We start from the raw sequence: 17,433 nt of genomic DNA on the forward strand, positions 1-17,433 counted from the left end.
TATGTCCACGATCAAAGATGTAGCCGCGTTGGCGGGAATTTCCTACACGACGGTGTCCCATGTCCTGAATAAGTCGCGCCCGGTCAGTGACGAAGTCCGCCGGAAGGTCGAGGCGGCGATCATTCAACTCGACTATGTGCCGAGTGCCGTGGCTCGATCCCTTAAAGCCAAGGCGACGTCGACCATCGGCCTGCTGATTCCTAACGGGATCAACCCGTACTTTGCCGAGTTGGCGCGGGGCATAGAGGACTACTGCGAGCGCAATGGGTTTTGCGTGATCTTGTGCAACTCCGACGATAACCCGGAAAAACAACGCAGCTACTTGCGCGTGCTCCTGGAAAAACGTGTCGATGGCCTGATTGTCTCGTCAGTGGGCGGCGACGCCGGATTGGCGGCCGGTTTAGCCGCCGTGCGTACGCCGATGGTGATTGTCGACCGAGATCTGGAAGGCATCGTTGCCGATCTGGTGCGTATTGATCATGAGCTGGGTGCGTATCTGGCGACCTGCCACTTGCTTGAGCTCGGTCATCGTCATATTGCCTGCATTTGCGGGCCAGCGGAAACGAGCGTCGCCCAGATGCGCCTGGCGGGTTATCGCCGCGCCATGCATGAAGCACAGGTGCCCGTACCGAACGAGTGGGTGGTGGAAAGCGACTTCACCAGTCCCGCTGGCTATCAGGCTGCCGTGGAACTCCTGGCGCAAAATCCGCCGACCGCGATATTTGCCGGTAACGACATGATTGGCATTGGCGTTTTGCGCGCCGCCGCCGAGCGCAACATCCGCGTCCCCAGTGATTTGTCGGTCATTGGGTTCGACGATATTCAGATGAGTCGCTACGTGTATCCAGCGCTGACCACTGTTGGGCAGTCGATCCTGAAATTGGGTGAAATGGCCGCCGAGGTATTGTTGCGGCGCATCGCTGCGCCCGCTGCGACGGCTGTCGAGCATCGGATCGTGAAGCCCGGCATTGTCCTGCGCGAGTCCACGGCGCCCCCAACCAATATCTTCAACGCTTTCCGCTGAAACAGATTAAAGAGTGCTGACGCATGCAAGCAAAAGTAGTGGTAGTGGGCAGCTTGAATATGGACCTGGTCACCCGTGCCGAGCGCCTGCCTCGCGCCGGGGAAACGTTAGCGGGCGACTCATTCGCGATCGTGCCGGGAGGCAAGGGCGCCAATCAAGCCGTAGCCGCTGCGCGTCTGGGGGCCAGTGTCGCCATGATAGGTTGCGTTGGCGATGACGCTTATGGCGAGCAACTGCGTGCAGGCCTGTTGGTCGAGCGCATCGATTGTCAGGCCGTGACGTCGGTGGCCGGTGTTTCCAGTGGTGTTGCGCTGATCGTGGTAGATGCCAGCAGTCAGAACGCCATTGTCATCGTGGCCGGGGGCAATGGTCGGCTCACGCCGGATGCCGTTGCAGCGTTTGATGCGAAGCTGGCTGAAGCCGATGTGATCATTTGTCAGCTTGAAGTGCCGATGGACACGGTTGCTTATGCCCTCAAACGCGGCCGCGAGTTGGGCAAAATCGTCATTCTTAACCCTGCGCCGGCCAGCGCACCATTGCCTGCTGACTGGTATTCGCTGATCGACTATCTGATTCCCAATGAAAGCGAAGCGGCCGCCTTGAGCGGTTTGCCTGTCGATTCGCTGGCTTCGGCAGAAGCGGCCGCGACCCGGCTGCTGGCAGCTGGCGCGGCAAAAGTCATCATTACGCTGGGCGCCCAAGGCTCATTGTTGGCCGACGGTCAGCGCGTCGAGCATTTTCCTGCACCCAAGGTTCAAGCGGTGGATACCACCGCTGCTGGCGACACCTTTGTGGGTGGGTTTGCCGCAGCATTGGCGCAAGGAAAAAGTGAGGTCGAAGCGATTCGGTTTGGTCAGATTGCAGGCGCGTTATCGGTCACTCGTGCCGGTGCTCAGCCCTCTATTCCTACTCTTAATGACGTGCAGGGCTTCCATCAGTCATGAAAAAAACACCTTTGCTAAACATCGCTCTGTCGCGGTTGATTGCCTCCCTCGGCCATGGCGACATTGTCATGATCGTCGACGCCGGAATGCCGGTGCCGCCCGGTGTCGAGCTTATTGATCTTGCACTCACACAAGGAACCCCGGACCTTGTCAGCGTGCTGCGCGTCGTGTTGACGGAAATGCAGGTCGAGAGCCATGTGCTGGCCGAGGAAATGCTGCTCAAGCAGCCACCGGCATTGGTGGTCATTGAAGGTTTGAGTTTGCAAGGCGAGTTGGGTCAGCAACGCCTTGTCAGCCATGACGAACTGAAGACTCTGAGTCGCAAGGCCCGGGCCATCGTGCGTACGGGCGAATGTCAGCCTTACACCAACATTGCTTTAGTCGCTGGCGTGACGTTCTAAGCCCATCACTTTCGGAACAGGAAGTCTCCCATGCACGGCTATGCCATTACCTGCACTTACTACGGAGCGTGATGTTTGTGTCTTTACTAAGTGCCGCTGTCGTTCAGACTGTCGAAAAGCATGATCTGATCATTGACACCGATCCGGGGGCCGACGATGTGGTGGCATTACTGCTGGCCCTCGCGTCGCCTGATGAGCTGAACGTACTGGCAATCACAACGGTGGCTGGCAACGTGCGCCTTGATAAAACCTCGCGCAACGCCAGGCTTGCACGTGAATGGGCTGGGCGCGAAGAGGTGCCGGTGTACGCTGGGGCGTCAAAGCCGCTAGTGCGCACACCGATATATGCCGAGAACATGCACGGCAAGGAGGGGGTGCCGGGTGTTGCTGTGCATGAGCCGAAGGTGGGCATAGCCAAGGGCAATGCGGTGGATTACCTGATCGAAACCTTGAGCAAGGCAGCTCCGCACAGTATCACCCTCGCGATGCTTGGACCGCAGACCAACTTGGCGTTGGCCCTGATGCAGGCGCCGGAAATCACGCAAGGTATTAAAGAAGTAGTGGTCATGGGGGGCGCGCATTTCAATGGCGGCAATATGAGCCCGGTGGCCGAGTTCAATATCTATGCCGACCCTCATGCCGCGCAAGTCGTGCTTGCCAGCGGCGTCAAACTGACCTACATCCCGCTTGATGTGACCCATAAAATCCTCACGAGCGAACAAAGGCTCAAGCAGATTGCGGGCTTGAACAATCAGGCGGGCAAGCTGGTTTGCAGCATTCTCAATGAGTATGTCAAAGCAGACATGGCGCATTACGGCTTGCCCGGTGGACCGGTACATGACGCCAGTGTGATCGCTTACCTGCTCAAGCCCGAGCTATTTACCGGGAAGCAGATCAATGTGGCTATCGATAGCCGCGAAGGCATCACCTTCGGTCAGACCCTTGCCGATTGGTACGACACGCTCAAGCAGGACAAGAACGTGTTCTGGGTCGAAAATGGCGACGCCCAAGGGTTCTTCAATCTGCTGACTGCACGTTTGGGGCGCTTGAAGTAAGTCCTTCTCAGGTCACCCCACGTCTTCATTCGCTGCTATTTGGCAGCGGAATGGTCGTGCGGGTATTTTTCGAAGACCTGGCTGACGAATGCCTGGGCGCCTGCGGTGCCCAATGCCTTGAACAGTAAGTCTATCGCGATGATTGCCAGTTCTTCCGGGCTGCCCGGGCTGTAAGAACATTGCCCTTGGGGCCATTTGGCCTTGATGTCAGCGTCGATTGATACGATTGCCATTTGTGTCCCGTATTGTCCGAAAAAAGCCATTGCACGTGTGTCGCCCATCGTTGAGCGGTTGCAATGAGGCGGGTAAGTAAACCATTTCGGACATCATTTGGCACTGCGACTTAGGCATGAGCCGACGCTCATGCCAAACTTGTCGCCAAATTTCCGAGGACGCCGACGTGCAAATTGATCTAAACAACCCCGTTAGCTTTACCCTTGATGCTGTGCGCCAACTTATCGCTGCAGCCAACGACGATGTCCATAACCAGCTGCGTGTGAGCAAAGCGGGCATCGCCTGGATTTCATCTGCCTACGTGGGTGGCACTGCCATTGAAGGGCTGCTGTTTCGATTGGAGACCTGGTCGGCGGGCTCCGGGTGCGTCGGTCCGGTGGCGGCCAGTGATAGCGTCTGGGTCATGCAGATATTCAATGCACTCAAAGACAACTGGGCTGACCCGCGCTTTGATTATGTAGACGTGTACTGAAAATGTTTTGACATGATTGGGCTGCGCGCCTGTCGGTCGGCTGGGGCAGACTTCCACGGATCCAGTGTTGGAGCGGGGCAGCGGGTAACCGTTGCAACAAACGCATCGCAACCGTTGTCGCACATGTTCTGGTTAATGTTTATTTAGTGAGGAGGCCGTATATGCCTTGGAAGTTCGCATCGTTGGGTTCTGTTATCGCTGCGCTCGTGCTGTCTGGGTGTAGCAGTATGTCTGAGCCCAAGGCGCCTGTGGTTTCGGCGGCTGAAGCAGGGTCTGGTCGATGCAATGCAACTGCAGCGGAATTTGCCATTGGTCAGCAGGCCTCCGCAGAACTGCTGGAGCAGGCTCGCGTCAAATCGGGCGCACAGAATGCCCGCGTGCTTAAGCCCAGTGATATGGTGACGCTGGAATACAGGTCGGATCGCTTGAATCTGAACGCAGATGACCGCTCGATCATTACTCGCGTCAACTGCGGCTGACAGCACGAGACCTTTGTCTCGCCCATAAAAAACCCCGTCACATGGACGGGGTTTTTTTAGTCCGGGGAAATTACTCCGCGCGAACCTGAGCAGCTTGCATGCCCTTCTGGCCTTTCTCGGCTACGAAGGAAACGGCTTGGCCTTCTTTCAGGCTTTTGAAACCGTCGCTTTCGATAGCTTTAAAGTGTACGAACAGGTCGTCACCGCCACCATTAGGAGTGATAAAGCCGAAGCCTTTTTCATCGTTGAACCATTTTACGGTGCCGGTTTGGCGATTAGACATGGTGTATCTCCAAGAACATAATTTTTCAGTAGTACTGTGCTGCTCAGGCCAACTGGGCACACCGAGCTATCATAGTCGAAATGTTTGGATGTAGAAGTCTTTCGCAAGACTGTTTACAAAAGCAATGCGCTCCAGCCACAGGATAATGCGCCCGGAAGCCTTGATTTATCTTGCTTGCAGCCAATTTCAGCCACCTGTAAAAAAAATCCATTTTTGCTGTTTGTACTGTCGGAAAATGGCTGAAATTGACCGGGGATTTCCATTTTTGCCAGGCCGTCACGTTTATTTTTTGGTTGTGCAGGACGCATCGATTTCTTTCAGCAATCGCGCACGTAACGCACCGCCTTCTGCAGTCTGGCTGTTTAGTTCCTTCGTCTCTGCTGTACTGAATTTTTTCTCGATGACGTTCGCGCCGCAGGTGCAATGCGTCTGGGCCGTGGCCTTATCGACACTTTGAGTGGCGGTGGCGATGCACTCGTTCATGTACTGATCGCGTGCGCCAGGTGGCCAGGCTGCTTGGGCGGCCAGGGGCAACAGCATGGCGATAGGGGCCGCGAGAGTGAGTAAGCGATAAAGACGCATGGTTGAATGCTCCTTGTAGTGAGGGGGCTGTGTCACAACATCCACTCAATATTTGAGGGGCGTTGGTCGCCTCAAGTTCACTGGGTCATTTCATTTGTTCGCGGCAACCGATTTGGTTCAAGTTGAAGTGCTGTTGTCAAACATGTGTGATAGCATGCGGCGCCTGAACATCCGCGACGTATCAAGTGTTTCTCGACGGGTCGCACCTATAGCTATTTTATTTTCACTCCAGTCACTCTGGTTCGGTTAAACGGTTGGCCCTAGGGCTCCTGCCACTGTGAGGCAGGCATACCACCGGATCTTGTACTGGCTCATCCCAACCCACGTGACCTTTGGTAGGGGTCACCACTAGGAGAGGAGGCGCCATGCCCACCATTACTCTTCCCGACGGCAGTCAGCGTTCATTCGATCATCCGGTTTCCGTAGCCGATGTAGCACTATCCATTGGCGCAGGCCTGGCTAAAGCCACAGTGGCCGGCAAGGTCAATGGCCAGCTGGTCGATGCCAGCGATCTCATCGACGGCGACGTCAGCCTGCAGATCATCACGCCCAAGGATCAAGAGGGGCTGGAGATCATTCGCCACTCTTGCGCTCACTTGGTCGGTCATGCCGTCAAGCAGTTGTTCCCGACAGCCAAAATGGTCATCGGGCCGGTGATCGATGAAGGCTTTTATTACGATATCGCTTACGAGCGTCCGTTCACGCTAGACGATTTGTCGGCGATTGAGCAGCGCATGCAGCAGTTGATCGAAAAAGATTACGACGTCATCAAGAAAGTCACTCCGCGCGCCGAAGTGATCGAAGTGTTCACTGCTCGCCATGAAGACTACAAGCTACGTCTCGTCGAAGACATGCCCGATCAGCAGACCATGGGCCTGTATTATCACGAAGAATACGTCGACATGTGCCGCGGTCCGCACGTGCCGAATACGCGGTTCCTGAAATCGTTCAAGCTGACCAAGCTGTCTGGCGCCTATTGGCGCGGTGATGCCAAGAACGAGCAGTTGCAGCGAATCTATGGCACTGCCTGGGCAGACAAGAAGCAACTGGCTGCCTATGTCCAGCGGATCGAAGAAGCTGAAAAGCGCGATCATCGCAAGCTTGGCAAGCGCCTGGGGTTGTTCCACACCCAGGAAGAAGCGCCGGGTATGGTATTCTGGCATCCGAACGGCTGGACCCTGTATCAGGTTCTTGAGCAGTACATGCGCAAGGTTCAGCACGAGAACGGTTATCTGGAGATCAAAACTCCACAAGTGGTCGATCGCTCCCTGTGGGAAAAATCCGGTCACTGGGCTAACTATGCCGATAACATGTTCACCACCGAGTCCGAGAACCGCGACTACGCCATCAAGCCGATGAACTGCCCGTGTCACGTACAGGTGTTCAATCAGGGCTTGAAAAGCTATCGCGAGTTGCCGATGCGTCTGGCGGAGTTCGGTGCCTGTCACCGCAATGAACCATCAGGTGCATTGCACGGTATTATGCGTGTGCGTGCTTTCACTCAGGATGATGCTCACATCTTCTGTACTGAAGAGCAGATGCAGGCTGAGTCCGCCGCGTTCATCAAATTGACGCTGGACGTGTACGCAGACTTTGGCTTCAAGGACATTGAGCTCAAGCTGTCGACGCGTCCCGAGAAGCGTGTAGGTTCCGACGAATTGTGGGATCGCGCCGAAAGCGCATTGGCGGCCGCACTCGACAGCGCTGGTTTGCCGTATGATCTGCAGCCGGGCGAGGGTGCCTTTTATGGCCCCAAGATTGAATTTTCGCTAAAAGATTGTCTGGGTCGGGTATGGCAATGCGGTACATTGCAACTCGATTTCAACTTGCCGATCCGTTTGGGCGCCGAGTATGTCTCGGAAGATAACAGTCGCAAGCACCCGGTCATGTTGCACCGTGCGATACTCGGTTCCTTCGAGCGTTTCATCGGTATTTTGATCGAGCATTACGAAGGCGCTTTCCCGGCCTGGTTGGCGCCCACTCAGGCAGTGATCCTCAATATCACTGATAAACAGGCAGATTTTGCCCTTGAAGTGGAAAAAACTCTCGCTCAAAGCGGGTTTCGTGCCAAGTCTGACTTGAGAAATGAAAAGATCGGCTTTAAAATCCGCGAGCATACTTTGCTCAAGGTTCCTTATCTCTTGGTGATTGGAGATCGGGAAGTCGAGATGCAAACTGTCGCTGTGCGGACACGTGAAGGTGCTGACCTAGGCTCGATGCCGGTCGCACAATTCGCTGAATTTCTCGCTCAAGCGGTTTCCCGGCGTGGTCGCCATGATTCGGAGTAATTATTATTAAGCGTGAAATGAGACAAGATAAACGAGCTGCACCGAAGGCCCCGATCAACGAGAATATCTCGGCACGCGAGGTTCGGTTAATTGGGGCTGAGGGTGAGCAGCTTGGGATTGTGTCAATTGAAGACGCGCTTCTTAAGGCTGAAGAGGCCAAACTGGATTTGGTGGAAATTTCCGCCGATGCAGTACCCCCTGTTTGCAAGCTGATGGACTACGGCAAATCGATCTTCGAGAAGAAGAAGCAGGTTGCCGCGGCGAAGAAAAACCAGAAGCAGATTCAGGTTAAAGAAATCAAGTTTCGTCCAGGGACGGAGGAAGGGGATTACCAGGTAAAACTGCGCAACCTGGTACGTTTCCTGAGTGATGGGGACAGGGCCAAGGTATCGTTAAGATTCCGTGGTCGTGAGATGGCCCACCAGGAGCTGGGGATGGAACTGTTGAAGCGGGTTGAAGGTGACTTGCTTGAATACGGTTCGGTCGAACAGCATCCTAAGATGGAAGGACGCCAACTGATCATGGTCATCGCCCCGAAAAAGAAGAAGTAACCACCAGGGCACGGCAGGCCTTGCGGTTATGTTTATCAACTGAATGCGGAGTACCGAACATGCCAAAGATGAAAACGAAGAGTGGTGCAGCTAAGCGGTTTTTGAAAACCGCTAATGGCATCAAGCACAAGCATGCTTTCAAAAGCCACATTCTGACCAAAATGTCCACTAAGCGTAAGCGTCAATTGCGCGGTAGCAGCTTGCTGCATCCGTCTGACGTGGCAAAAGTGAAGCGCATGCTGCGCCTTTGCTAATTTTGGTCAAGAATAGAGGAAATAGATCATGGCTCGTGTAAAACGTGGCGTAGTCGCCCGTAAACGTCACAAAAAAATTCTGAAACTGGCTAAAGGTTACTACGGCGCGCGTTCACGCGTATTCCGTGTAGCCAAGCAAGCGGTAATCAAGGCAGGCCAGTACGCCTACCGTGACCGTCGTCAGAAAAAACGTCAGTTCCGCGCTTTGTGGATCGCTCGTATCAACGCTGGTGCTCGTATTAACGGTCTGTCCTACAGCCGTTTCATCGCCGGTCTGAAAAAAGCGTCCATTGAGATCGACCGTAAGGTTCTGGCTGATCTGGCAGTGAACGAAAAAGCGGCGTTTGCTGCGATTGTCGAGAAAGCTAAAGCCACTTTGGCCTAAGTCCCCGACAATCACCGAGCCCGGTTTCCGGGTTCGGTGTTAAACGTCATAAATAGGGGAAGAGCCTTTTAAGCTCTTCCCCTATTTCGTATCTGGAGTCTGTAAATGGAAAACCTGGATGCGCTGGTCTCTCAAGCACTTGAGGCCGTGCAACACGCTGAAGATATCAATGCCCTGGAGCAAATCCGGGTTCACTTCCTTGGTAAAAAGGGTGAGTTGACTCAGGTGATGAAGACCCTGGGTAATTTGCCTGCTGAAGAGCGTCCGCAAGTCGGCGCGCTCATCAACGTCGCCAAGGAGCGTGTCACAGAGGTTCTCAATGCGCGTAAAGCGTCGTTGGAGCAGGCGGAACTGACCGCCAGGCTCGCGGCGGAATGCATTGACGTGACCCTGCCGGGACGTGGTCAGACCTCGGGTGGGCTGCATCCGATTACCCGAACGCTGGAGCGGATCGAGCAATTCTTCACTCATATTGGCTACGGCATCGCCGAAGGCCCTGAGGTCGAAGACGATCACCACAATTTCGAAGCGCTCAACATCCCTGGCCACCATCCGGCGCGGGCGATGCATGACACTTTCTATTTCAACGCGAACATGCTGCTGCGCACCCACACCTCTCCGGTGCAAGTGCGGACCATGGAAACGCAACAACCGCCTATTCGCATCGTTTGCCCGGGCCGGGTTTATCGCTGTGATTCGGATATCACCCATTCGCCGATGTTCCACCAGGTCGAAGGCCTGTTGATTGATCGCGATATCAACTTCGCTGATCTCAAGGGCACGATCGAAGAGTTCTTGCGCGTGTTCTTCGAAAAAGAACTGGCGGTGCGTTTCCGTCCGTCCTTTTTCCCGTTCACCGAGCCATCGGCTGAGGTCGATATCCAGTGCGTCATGTGCAGCGGCAAAGGCTGCCGTGTGTGCAAGCAAACTGGCTGGCTGGAAGTCCTGGGTTGCGGGATGGTCCATCCGAACGTGCTGCGTATGTCCGGCATAGACCCTGAAGAATTCCAGGGGTTCGCTTTCGGTATGGGCGTTGAACGATTGGCCATGCTGCGTTACGGCGTCAATGATTTGCGTCTGTTCTTCGACAACGACTTGCGGTTCCTCGCGCAATTTCGCTAGGTCGCACGCCCGTAACGAATCTATTTGGAGAGCAGGATGAAATTCAGTGAACAATGGCTGCTTGGCTGGGTAAGCCCGCCAGTTTCCCGCGACGAGCTGGTCGCTCGTCTGTCGATGGCCGGTCTTGAGGTCGACAGCGTTACGTTGGCCGCCGGTGAATTCACTGGCGTGGTGGTAGGCGAGGTGCTGAGCACCGAACAGCATCCAGACGCCGACAAGCTGCGTGTGTGTCAGGTCAGCAATGGCGCAGAGACCTTCCAGGTCGTGTGTGGCGCGCCGAACGTGCGTCCTGGTTTGAAGATTCCGTTTGCCATGATTGGGGCTCAACTGCCCGGCGATTTCAAGATCAAGAAAGCCAAGCTGCGTGGCGTTGAGTCGAACGGCATGCTGTGCTCTGCTGCCGAGCTGCAAGCGGGCGAGGGTAACGATGGCTTGATGGAGCTGCCTGCCGATGCGCCAGTGGGTCAGGATATTCGTGTTTACCTTGAGTTGGACGATGCGAGCATTGAAGTCGATCTGACGCCTAATCGCGGCGATTGCCTGTCGGTAGCCGGTCTGGCACGGGAAGTTGGCGCGTTGTACGCCATTGAAGTCAAACGTCCTCAGGTGGCTGTAGTGCCGGTCGTGCACGACGAAGTGCGTCCTGTCGAGGTGCTCGCGCCTGCCGCTTGCCCACGTTATCTGGGTCGCGTGGTGCGCAACGTCGACCTGTCCCGCCCGACGCCGCTGTGGATGGTGGAGCGTCTGCGTCGCTCCGATGTGCGCAGCATCGATGCCGCAGTCGATATCACCAACTATGTGATGCTCGAACTGGGTCAGCCGTTGCACGCATTCGATCTGGCCGAAATCAACGGCGGCATACGCGTCCGTATGGCAGAAGATGGCGAGAAGCTTGTTCTGCTCGATGGTCAGGAAGTCAGCCTGCGTGCTGACACCCTGGTGATCGCGGATCATCAGCGTGCTTTGGCCATTGCCGGCGTCATGGGGGGCGAACACAGTGGCGTCAGCGCCAAGACTCGCGATATTTTTCTGGAAAGCGCGTTCTTCGACACCATTATGGTCGCTGGCAAGGCGCGCTCTTATGGCTTGCACACAGATGCTTCGCACCGCTACGAGCGCGGTGTGGACTGGCAGCTTGCACGCGAAGCCATGGAGCGGGCGACAGGCTTGTTGCTAGAGATAACTGGCGGCGAAGCGGGTCCGATCGTAGAAGCTGTCAGCGAACAGAATCTGCCTTCGGTTGCTCCGGTCATTCTTCGCGCTGAACGCATCAGCCAAATGCTGGGCATGGAAATAGATTCGGCTGAGGTTGAGCGCCTGCTCACCGGCCTGGATCTGAAGGTTTCTTCTGAAGTAGCTGGGCAGTGGCGAGTAGAAGTGCCAAGCCATCGCTTCGATATCAGTCTGGAAGTCGACTTGATCGAAGAGTTGGCGCGACTGTATGGCTACAACCGCCTGCCGGTTCGTTATCCGCAGGCACGCCTGGCGCCTCAAGCCAAGGCGGAAGCGCAGGGTGATCTGCCTGCGCTGCGTCGCTTGTTGGTTGCCCGTGGTTATCAGGAAGCGATCACCTACAGCTTTATTGATCCAAAATGGTTCGAGCTGTTCAATCCAGGCGTAGAGCCTCTGCTATTGGCCAACCCGATTTCGGTCGACATGGCCGCCATGCGTTCTTCGTTGTGGCCAGGTCTGGTCAAGGCCTTGCAGTACAACCTCAATCGCCAGCAAGACCGTGTACGCATGTTTGAAAGCGGCCTGCGGTTTGTCGGTCAATTGGAAGGTTTGAAGCAAGAGCCAATGCTTGCAGGTGTCATTTGTGGCAGCCGTCTGCCTGAAGGTTGGGCACAAGGCCGTGATGCGATTGATTTCTTTGATGTCAAAGCCGACGTCGAAGCAGTGCTCGGTTTTGCCGGTGCGCTGGAAGCGTTCAGCTTCACGCCGGGGCATCACCCGGCGCTGCACCCAGGTCAGACCGCTCGCATTGAGCGTGATGGTCGGGAAGTTGGGTATGTGGGTGCGCTCCATCCAGAACTGGTGAAAACCTTGGGTCTGGACCGTCCGGTTTTCGTTTTTGAGCTGGTGCTGGCGGAAGTGGCTCAAGGTCGTTTGCCAAAATTCCAGGAGCTTTCGCGTTTCCCGGAAGTTCGTCGAGACCTTGCTTTAGTGGCTGATCTTGATGTGTCGGCAGCGGCGGTGCTGGATGTTATTCGTGAAAACGCAGGCGAATGGCTCACAGACCTCAGGCTATTTGACGTGTATCAGGGTAAAGGCATTGATCCGCATAGAAAAAGCCTTGCAGTTGGCTTGACCTGGCAGCATCCATCGCGCACTCTTAATGACGATGAGGTAAATGCGACGACGCATAAAATCCTCACCTCGCTCGAGGAAAGGTTAAACGCCACGTTAAGGAAGTAGCGTATGGGGGCTCTGACGAAAGCTGAGATGGCCGAACGTCTGTATGAAGAGCTAGGCCTGAATAAACGAGAAGCCAAGGAACTGGTAGAGCTTTTCTTTGAGGAAATCAGGCACGCTCTGGAAGATAACGAGCAGGTCAAATTGTCCGGTTTCGGCAATTTCGATCTGCGCGATAAACGCCAGCGGCCTGGTAGAAATCCAAAGACGGGAGAAGAAATCCCGATTACGGCTCGCCGTGTGGTCACCTTTCGTCCAGGGCAGAAGTTGAAGGCCCGAGTTGAGGCTTATGCTGGAACCAAGTCATAACGACGAGCTACCGCCCATTCCAGGCAAACGCTACTTCACCATCGGTGAAGTCAGCGAGCTCTGCGCGGTAAAACCGCACGTTCTGCGTTATTGGGAGCAGGAGTTTCCTCAACTCAACCCGGTCAAGCGCCGCGGAAACCGCCGGTATTATCAGCGCCAGGATGTGCTGATGATCCGACAGATCCGCGCCTTGCTCTATGAGCAGGGTTTCACCATCGGCGGTGCGCGTTTGCGCATGTCCAGTGATGAGGCGAAGGACGACACCACGCAATACAAGCAAATGATCCACCAGATGATTTCAGAACTGGAAGATGTATTGGTGGTATTGCGCAAGTGAATCGATTGTCCAGATACTTCCATAATTCAAACGCTTAGGGTATATTTCTAATCGTTTTTCGCAGGTTGCGATAACAGATTCACGCCTAGTCGGGGCGTAGCGCAGTCCGGTAGCGCACTAGCATGGGGTGCTAGGGGTCGAGTGTTCGAATCACTCCGTCCCGACCATATATTTCAATGACTTAGCCCGGTTCGGAAACGACCGGGCTTTGTTGTTTCTGGGCTTTGATCATTTTGGTCACCGTTGGGTCACCGTTAGCAAAAAGCTCGTAAAGTGCCATGCGGGGCTTCGTCGCGTTGATGCCTGTCAAGGCTGATCAGTTCTGACTGTATTGGCTGCGACCTGTTCCTTTTCGCGAACTTTCTCTTGGCGGGCACTGGCTGACATCGACACGACGAGCTGTCTTCAGATTTTTTTTCTGATCACCACCAGAAGGATATGGCAAATCAGGGCGAGGTCGATCACCAACTGCTTACGGATGTGTTCGTCCTGCAGCTGGCAGAGTTCCCGTACCTGTCGCAACAGTGAAGGTGGGTGGCGCCAGCCAGATGGTCTCAGGAGGCGGCGCAAGCGCGAACCCATCACGTTGCATTGCTTGAGCGGAGATCGTCGCATGATGAGCGTTGTGGGAGGTCATTTTTCTGGTGTTCGGAGGCAGGCCCGAACTGGGTAGTCAGGCAAAGCTCGAAGCGGCTGGCAAAGTAAGGCTTTCTCGAAGCTCGTCACATTGAGTAGATTCGATGTAGCTGCGCGCCCATCCATCGTCAGTGCCTGCTTGCTCGAAGAGGCGTCGCTACTATGACCAAGGACGTGCGTTCCTGCAGCGACGCTGCCTTTTCACCGATCTGAACGAGCCAAGTCGAGTTGTATGTTAAGCAAGCATCTATGGACGCCTGGATAGCCTCTGTATATGGTTCAATCAATCTTGTGATCGCGGTGTAATTCGCAATGAAGTTTACCCAGGAGGGGGCCCGTGTCTTCGAGTAGTGCTTATCATCCAGGTCCGGTAGAACCAACTCCACAGCAGCGCTTGCTACTGATGGATGACGTGCAGTGGGAGTCGTTTATAGAGCGCTGCGCACGCCAGCTAGAGAAGGAGGGCCAATACGCGCAGGTTCTGAAGCTAGGAGGCGCAAATGACAAGGGGCGAGATATATGTGGGTACACGGTACATCCACCTGCTTCGGATACTTGGGACCTATACCAAGCTAAGTATTACAGCAGCACTCTCTCCCCGAGCCAAATCGTAGGTGAGCTGGCCAAGTTTCTTTCCTGCGTGCACGACGGAAGCTATACCTGTCCAAGGCGCTATTATCTTTGTGCACTACGAATTGGGGCGACTTTGCTCGATTACCTCCTGAATCCAGAAAGCATGCGCACCTGGATACTGGCGCAATGGGAGGAAAAAAAAGGCGAATTTGGTACGTTCAAGCGGAGTCTAGATCCGGCGCTAAAGTTATTTGTGCAGACATTTCCCTTCGAAATTATTGGCCGCCGTACCCCCGAAGAACTGCTGGAGATTCATTCGAGAAATCAGACGCAGCACTGGGAGCACTTCGGCGTGCTTGACGTGCGTGGAGCGAACCCGCAAATGCCCGAGGAACCAGACCCCATTGAACAACGGTATGTTGATGCGCTACTGCTGGTGTATGAGGAGCAGTGTGGAAACTGCGTTGCTGTGGTGCCCGAGATCCCTCGGAATTTGAAGAGACATTTCGTGGCACAACGTCGGCTGTTCTACAGCGCTGAGGGGTTGAACCGCTTCAGTAGAGATAAGCTCTCCGGTGCCTTTGATGGGCTCCTCACTGAAGTCGAGATTGGTATTGGCGGTATAGTGGCAACGCCTCACGATAGCGGCATGATTAGGCTAACGGAGACATTGGCCATCGCCAATGCACTTCAAGTCGTTAACAACCCCTTGCATGCTCGGTTGCAGGCCGGTGACCTCCAAGGTGCCTGTCATCATCTTGCCAACCAAGATCGCCTGAGCTGGATAGACACCGATGAGTAGCTCAGAAGTCTTCAATACCCCCTTCGAGCTAGGACTGCGGATGGTCTTTCTGCTGAACGCGCTGCATCCACGGAAGGCCGATTTACAGACCCTGATGTATCTGGATTATGCAGTCATCTACACCGGCGATTTGAATGGACCGCCAAGTCTGCACACACCGGTTCCGCTGCGTGGTGCCGAATACATTAGTCGGCGAGAAGTAATTGAGCAGGGTCTGTATCTCATGGCATTTAGAGCATTTGTCGACGCTATGGCTACACAAGAGGGGATCAAGTATGGCATTGGTGAGAGCGGACCGGCCCTCGTTGACCTCCTAGGAGGTCAGTACACCAAGGATTTACGTGATCGATGTAACTGGGTTTCGGAACACTTTGGGGGTTACACCGATTTTCAGCTAGAAGAAATTTTTGGAGCTAAGGGAAGACTTTGGCGAACACATTTCATTGGGAAGGAAGGCTTGCCGAGGGCAGTATGAGAATCGCAATCCATGGACTGGTGCTCACCGGACCCGATAAACCCAATGCCGAACTGAAACCCGGCGGGGAGTCGCACCTTGTATTTGGTCCGACTGATACGGGCAAGTCTTACATTGAGGAATGCATAGCCTACTGCTTAGGTAGCGACGAACATCCGCGAAATGTTGGCTTTTCAGAGGGCTATACGCGCGCTGCTCTACAAGTCCTCGGCCCGGATGGATCTGAGTACACTTTCTTTCGGGATCTCTTGGAGGAGCGTCAAGTCGTTTACTCGGGCTTCCATTCTTTGCCACCGCTGTCGCCTCAATCCCCTGTCGCAGAAGAAATTGGCCCATATCTAATTGAATGGGGTAAGGCGTCAGGGAACAGGATTCTCGTTAAAGCCGGAACTCTCGGTAACGTGACTGCAAACGACCTGCGCTTTTTGAGTCTTTTTGACGAAATTCGTACCTTGGATAAGGTCCCGTTGAAAGGGAAAGACAAGCTTCTCAAGATGCGCTTTCAGTCCGTGATTATGCTGGCTTTGATTGGAGTGGATGACTCGGGAGCGACTCTCACAGTTAAAACTGATCAACGTAATATCGCTAAAGGTCATGTGCAGGCGATCGAAGACGAATTGAAAGCGCTACATGCCGATATTCCGAGCACATGGTCCAAAGAGGACTGCGCAGAAGGACTTACGAAGATCGAGCATGAGCTTCGAGAAGTCGGGACATTCCTTAGGACTAACGCTCAGGAATTAACGGAGCTAAAGACAGCGCACGAAAGTCTCGAAGACGGCCTTAGGGATGTGCAGGCAGAGCTTGCCGAGGTATTAGAAGCGAAGGGCCGGTTTGTGCTTCTGGACGAGAAATATCAAAACGACGTACATCGACTCAGTTCGTTGATCACGGCCTCGGAGATTGTCGAGACCTTCGAATCCCAGCCCTGCCCACTGTGTCGGACGGATCTGAATCATAAGCGTAACCATGCCCATCTAGAACAGGGCGACATGCTACGGGAGGCGGCTCGCGCGGAGGTATCAAAGATCAATGCTCTGAGGCAGGGGCTTGCGATCGCACTATCAGACATCGATGAAGACATCGAGAGTTCGCGCTGTCGGGAAACGAGCTTTCAGCGTGAAGCGGCTGCCAACCTGAGCGAGCAAGCTAGGCTTCTTCGCCCGGCTTCGCCCAATATGGAAGCCGACTATTTAGGAACACTTACCGCACGACGAACTGAGATGGCTATGGCAGCCAGGAACTTCGAGCGGATTGATACGCTCAATGCGCGTCTTGTTGGTATGAAGGCAAAGACGAAGCGACAAAAACAATCTATTTCACGCGACTTCTCCACCAGCGCCACTGAGCTCTGTCGCCGAATCTCGGAGCTGCTGACGGCATGGGGTGTACCAATGGTGGAGTCGGTCCATTTTGACGAAGACGACGCTGACATTCACATCAACAACCGACAGCGCGTGTCGTTCGGAAAGGGTAAGCGCGGGATCTTTCTGACCGCGTTGGCTGTTGCATTAATGGAACGTGCACTCCACCAAGGAAATCCTCACCTTGGATTGATCGTCATCGACTCCCCAGTGGTTACTTACAAAGATCCAAAGCACGGCAGCAACAATCCGGAAGAGGCACTTGATCCGACCGTTAAGGACAAATTCTACGCTTGGCTCGCGGATCGCCAGGAGTCTGGTCAGATCATTGTGCTAGAAAATGAGGAGCCAGACGGTCAGTTGCAGATGCGTCTCGCCCATACAGAGTTTGTTGGCGTAGGTGAAGCAGAGGGTCGTCGTGGCTTTTTCCCGATTTAGCATCGTGCCAATC

General features: G+C 54.7%; 21 protein-coding genes and 1 tRNA gene. 18 read left to right on the forward strand and 4 right to left on the reverse strand.

Annotated elements, in window-relative coordinates; translation table 11 throughout:
* Nucleotide 1: 1 nt before the first annotated feature.
* The 4 genes from AC1MEA_RS17940 (at nt 2) to AC1MEA_RS17955 (ending at nt 3,424) form a co-directional block, all read left to right on the forward strand.
* Nucleotides 2-1,024: a LacI family DNA-binding transcriptional regulator gene (locus AC1MEA_RS17940; RefSeq protein ID WP_219061997.1), complete on the forward strand. Its 1,023-nt coding sequence runs from the start codon at nt 2-4 to the stop codon at nt 1,022-1,024.
* A 23-nt stretch (nt 1,025-1,047) separates the two neighbouring features.
* Nucleotides 1,048-1,968 (forward strand): ribokinase, encoded by a 921-nt coding sequence (rbsK, locus tag AC1MEA_RS17945; RefSeq protein WP_480416958.1) that lies wholly within the window; start codon nt 1,048-1,050, stop codon nt 1,966-1,968.
* Nucleotides 1,965-2,369, forward strand: coding sequence for a D-ribose pyranase (rbsD, locus tag AC1MEA_RS17950; protein WP_449634575.1), 405 nt, complete (start codon nt 1,965-1,967; stop codon nt 2,367-2,369). The genes rbsK and rbsD overlap by 4 nt, the downstream gene beginning before the upstream one ends.
* A gap of 71 nt (nt 2,370-2,440) precedes the next feature.
* A complete protein-coding gene (locus AC1MEA_RS17955; RefSeq protein ID WP_480416959.1) occupies nt 2,441-3,424 on the forward strand; it encodes a nucleoside hydrolase in 984 nt (327 codons plus the stop codon).
* 35 nt (nt 3,425-3,459) lie between these two features.
* On the opposite strand, the gene AC1MEA_RS17960 is transcribed toward AC1MEA_RS17955, so the two are convergent.
* Nucleotides 3,460-3,657: a hypothetical protein gene (locus AC1MEA_RS17960; RefSeq protein ID WP_219061993.1), complete on the reverse strand. Its 198-nt coding sequence runs from the start codon at nt 3,655-3,657 to the stop codon at nt 3,460-3,462.
* Between the two features lie 167 nt (nt 3,658-3,824).
* Here AC1MEA_RS17960 and AC1MEA_RS17965 point away from each other — a divergent pair, with 167 nt between their 5' ends.
* Nucleotides 3,825-4,130, forward strand: coding sequence for a hypothetical protein (locus AC1MEA_RS17965; protein ID WP_480416960.1), 306 nt, complete (start codon nt 3,825-3,827; stop codon nt 4,128-4,130).
* A 161-nt stretch (nt 4,131-4,291) separates the two neighbouring features.
* On the forward strand, nt 4,292-4,609 hold the full coding sequence (locus tag AC1MEA_RS17970) for an I78 family peptidase inhibitor (RefSeq protein WP_480416961.1): 318 nt from the start codon (nt 4,292-4,294) through the stop codon (nt 4,607-4,609).
* Nucleotides 4,610-4,679: 70 nt separating this feature from the next.
* Here AC1MEA_RS17970 and AC1MEA_RS17975 read toward each other — a convergent pair whose 3' ends face one another.
* The 3 genes from AC1MEA_RS17975 to AC1MEA_RS17985 form a co-directional block, all read right to left on the reverse strand.
* Entirely contained in the window at nt 4,680-4,892 is a 213-nt protein-coding gene (locus AC1MEA_RS17975; protein ID WP_219061990.1) for a cold-shock protein, read from the reverse strand.
* 113 nt (nt 4,893-5,005) lie between these two features.
* A complete protein-coding gene (locus tag AC1MEA_RS17980) occupies nt 5,006-5,200 on the reverse strand; it encodes a hypothetical protein (RefSeq protein WP_449634579.1) in 195 nt (64 codons plus the stop codon).
* Nucleotides 5,175-5,474 (reverse strand): hypothetical protein, encoded by a 300-nt coding sequence (locus AC1MEA_RS17985; RefSeq protein ID WP_219061988.1) that lies wholly within the window; start codon nt 5,472-5,474, stop codon nt 5,175-5,177. The genes AC1MEA_RS17980 and AC1MEA_RS17985 overlap by 26 nt, the downstream gene beginning before the upstream one ends.
* A gap of 365 nt (nt 5,475-5,839) precedes the next feature.
* On the opposite strand from AC1MEA_RS17985, the gene thrS reads away from it, so the two are divergent.
* From thrS to AC1MEA_RS18045, 12 genes are all read left to right on the forward strand, one after another.
* Nucleotides 5,840-7,762, forward strand: a complete 1,923-nt coding sequence (gene thrS / locus AC1MEA_RS17990) for a threonine--tRNA ligase (protein WP_219061987.1) — start codon at nt 5,840-5,842, stop codon at nt 7,760-7,762.
* A complete protein-coding gene (gene infC / locus AC1MEA_RS17995; protein ID WP_172668659.1) occupies nt 7,762-8,313 on the forward strand; it encodes a translation initiation factor IF-3 in 552 nt (183 codons plus the stop codon). The genes thrS and infC overlap by 1 nt, the downstream gene beginning before the upstream one ends.
* Before the next feature lie 59 nt (nt 8,314-8,372).
* A complete protein-coding gene (gene rpmI / locus AC1MEA_RS18000; protein WP_003442181.1) occupies nt 8,373-8,567 on the forward strand; it encodes a 50S ribosomal protein L35 in 195 nt (64 codons plus the stop codon).
* Between the two features lie 28 nt (nt 8,568-8,595).
* Nucleotides 8,596-8,952: a 50S ribosomal protein L20 gene (gene rplT / locus AC1MEA_RS18005; RefSeq protein WP_047275143.1), complete on the forward strand. Its 357-nt coding sequence runs from the start codon at nt 8,596-8,598 to the stop codon at nt 8,950-8,952.
* Between the two features lie 105 nt (nt 8,953-9,057).
* A complete protein-coding gene (gene pheS / locus AC1MEA_RS18010) occupies nt 9,058-10,074 on the forward strand; it encodes a phenylalanine--tRNA ligase subunit alpha (protein ID WP_219061986.1) in 1,017 nt (338 codons plus the stop codon).
* Between the two features lie 36 nt (nt 10,075-10,110).
* Nucleotides 10,111-12,489 carry a phenylalanine--tRNA ligase subunit beta gene (gene pheT, locus AC1MEA_RS18015; protein WP_480416962.1) on the forward strand — a complete coding sequence of 793 codons (2,379 nt, stop codon included), beginning with the start codon at nt 10,111-10,113 and terminating at the stop codon, nt 12,487-12,489.
* Nucleotides 12,490-12,492: 3 nt separating this feature from the next.
* On the forward strand, nt 12,493-12,795 hold the full coding sequence (ihfA, locus tag AC1MEA_RS18020; protein WP_002553164.1) for an integration host factor subunit alpha: 303 nt from the start codon (nt 12,493-12,495) through the stop codon (nt 12,793-12,795).
* A complete protein-coding gene (locus AC1MEA_RS18025) occupies nt 12,776-13,132 on the forward strand; it encodes a MerR family transcriptional regulator (protein ID WP_219061984.1) in 357 nt (118 codons plus the stop codon). The genes ihfA and AC1MEA_RS18025 overlap by 20 nt, the downstream gene beginning before the upstream one ends.
* 90 nt (nt 13,133-13,222) lie before the next feature.
* Nucleotides 13,223-13,299 (forward strand) — tRNA-Pro (locus tag AC1MEA_RS18030).
* 806 nt (nt 13,300-14,105) lie between these two features.
* Entirely contained in the window at nt 14,106-15,143 is a 1,038-nt protein-coding gene (locus AC1MEA_RS18035) for an ABC-three component system protein (RefSeq protein WP_480416963.1), read from the forward strand.
* A complete protein-coding gene (locus AC1MEA_RS18040) occupies nt 15,136-15,618 on the forward strand; it encodes an ABC-three component system middle component 2 (protein WP_480416964.1) in 483 nt (160 codons plus the stop codon). The genes AC1MEA_RS18035 and AC1MEA_RS18040 overlap by 8 nt, the downstream gene beginning before the upstream one ends.
* Nucleotides 15,615-17,420: a hypothetical protein gene (locus AC1MEA_RS18045; protein WP_480416965.1), complete on the forward strand. Its 1,806-nt coding sequence runs from the start codon at nt 15,615-15,617 to the stop codon at nt 17,418-17,420. The genes AC1MEA_RS18040 and AC1MEA_RS18045 overlap by 4 nt, the downstream gene beginning before the upstream one ends.
* Nucleotides 17,421-17,433 lie beyond the last annotated feature (13 nt).

It is taken from the genome of Pseudomonas sp. ASL8 (genome assembly GCF_056680355.1).

Bases quoted from the DNA above. Each gene is read 5' to 3' on its own strand.
- AC1MEA_RS17960 (WP_219061993.1), bottom strand. From the start codon at position 3,657: ATGGCAATCGTATCAATCGACGCTGACATCAAGGCCAAATGGCCCCAA.
- rbsK (WP_480416958.1), top strand. From the start codon at position 1,048: ATGCAAGCAAAAGTAGTGGTAGTGGGCAGCTTGAATATGGACCTGGTC.
- ihfA (WP_002553164.1), top strand. From the start codon at position 12,493: ATGGGGGCTCTGACGAAAGCTGAGATGGCCGAACGTCTGTATGAAGAG.
- rbsD (WP_449634575.1), top strand. From the start codon at position 1,965: ATGAAAAAAACACCTTTGCTAAACATCGCTCTGTCGCGGTTGATTGCC.
- AC1MEA_RS17975 (WP_219061990.1), bottom strand. From the start codon at position 4,892: ATGTCTAATCGCCAAACCGGCACCGTAAAATGGTTCAACGATGAAAAA.
- AC1MEA_RS17980 (WP_449634579.1), bottom strand. From the start codon at position 5,200: ATGCGTCCTGCACAACCAAAAAATAAACGTGACGGCCTGGCAAAAATG.
- pheS (WP_219061986.1), top strand. From the start codon at position 9,058: ATGGAAAACCTGGATGCGCTGGTCTCTCAAGCACTTGAGGCCGTGCAA.
- pheT (WP_480416962.1), top strand. From the start codon at position 10,111: ATGAAATTCAGTGAACAATGGCTGCTTGGCTGGGTAAGCCCGCCAGTT.
- AC1MEA_RS18025 (WP_219061984.1), top strand. From the start codon at position 12,776: ATGCTGGAACCAAGTCATAACGACGAGCTACCGCCCATTCCAGGCAAA.
- AC1MEA_RS17940 (WP_219061997.1), top strand. From the start codon at position 2: ATGTCCACGATCAAAGATGTAGCCGCGTTGGCGGGAATTTCCTACACG.
- AC1MEA_RS18040 (WP_480416964.1), top strand. From the start codon at position 15,136: ATGAGTAGCTCAGAAGTCTTCAATACCCCCTTCGAGCTAGGACTGCGG.
- AC1MEA_RS17955 (WP_480416959.1), top strand. From the start codon at position 2,441: ATGTTTGTGTCTTTACTAAGTGCCGCTGTCGTTCAGACTGTCGAAAAG.
- AC1MEA_RS17985 (WP_219061988.1), bottom strand. From the start codon at position 5,474: ATGCGTCTTTATCGCTTACTCACTCTCGCGGCCCCTATCGCCATGCTG.
- thrS (WP_219061987.1), top strand. From the start codon at position 5,840: ATGCCCACCATTACTCTTCCCGACGGCAGTCAGCGTTCATTCGATCAT.
- rplT (WP_047275143.1), top strand. From the start codon at position 8,596: ATGGCTCGTGTAAAACGTGGCGTAGTCGCCCGTAAACGTCACAAAAAA.
- rpmI (WP_003442181.1), top strand. From the start codon at position 8,373: ATGCCAAAGATGAAAACGAAGAGTGGTGCAGCTAAGCGGTTTTTGAAA.
- AC1MEA_RS18045 (WP_480416965.1), top strand. From the start codon at position 15,615: ATGAGAATCGCAATCCATGGACTGGTGCTCACCGGACCCGATAAACCC.
- AC1MEA_RS17970 (WP_480416961.1), top strand. From the start codon at position 4,292: ATGCCTTGGAAGTTCGCATCGTTGGGTTCTGTTATCGCTGCGCTCGTG.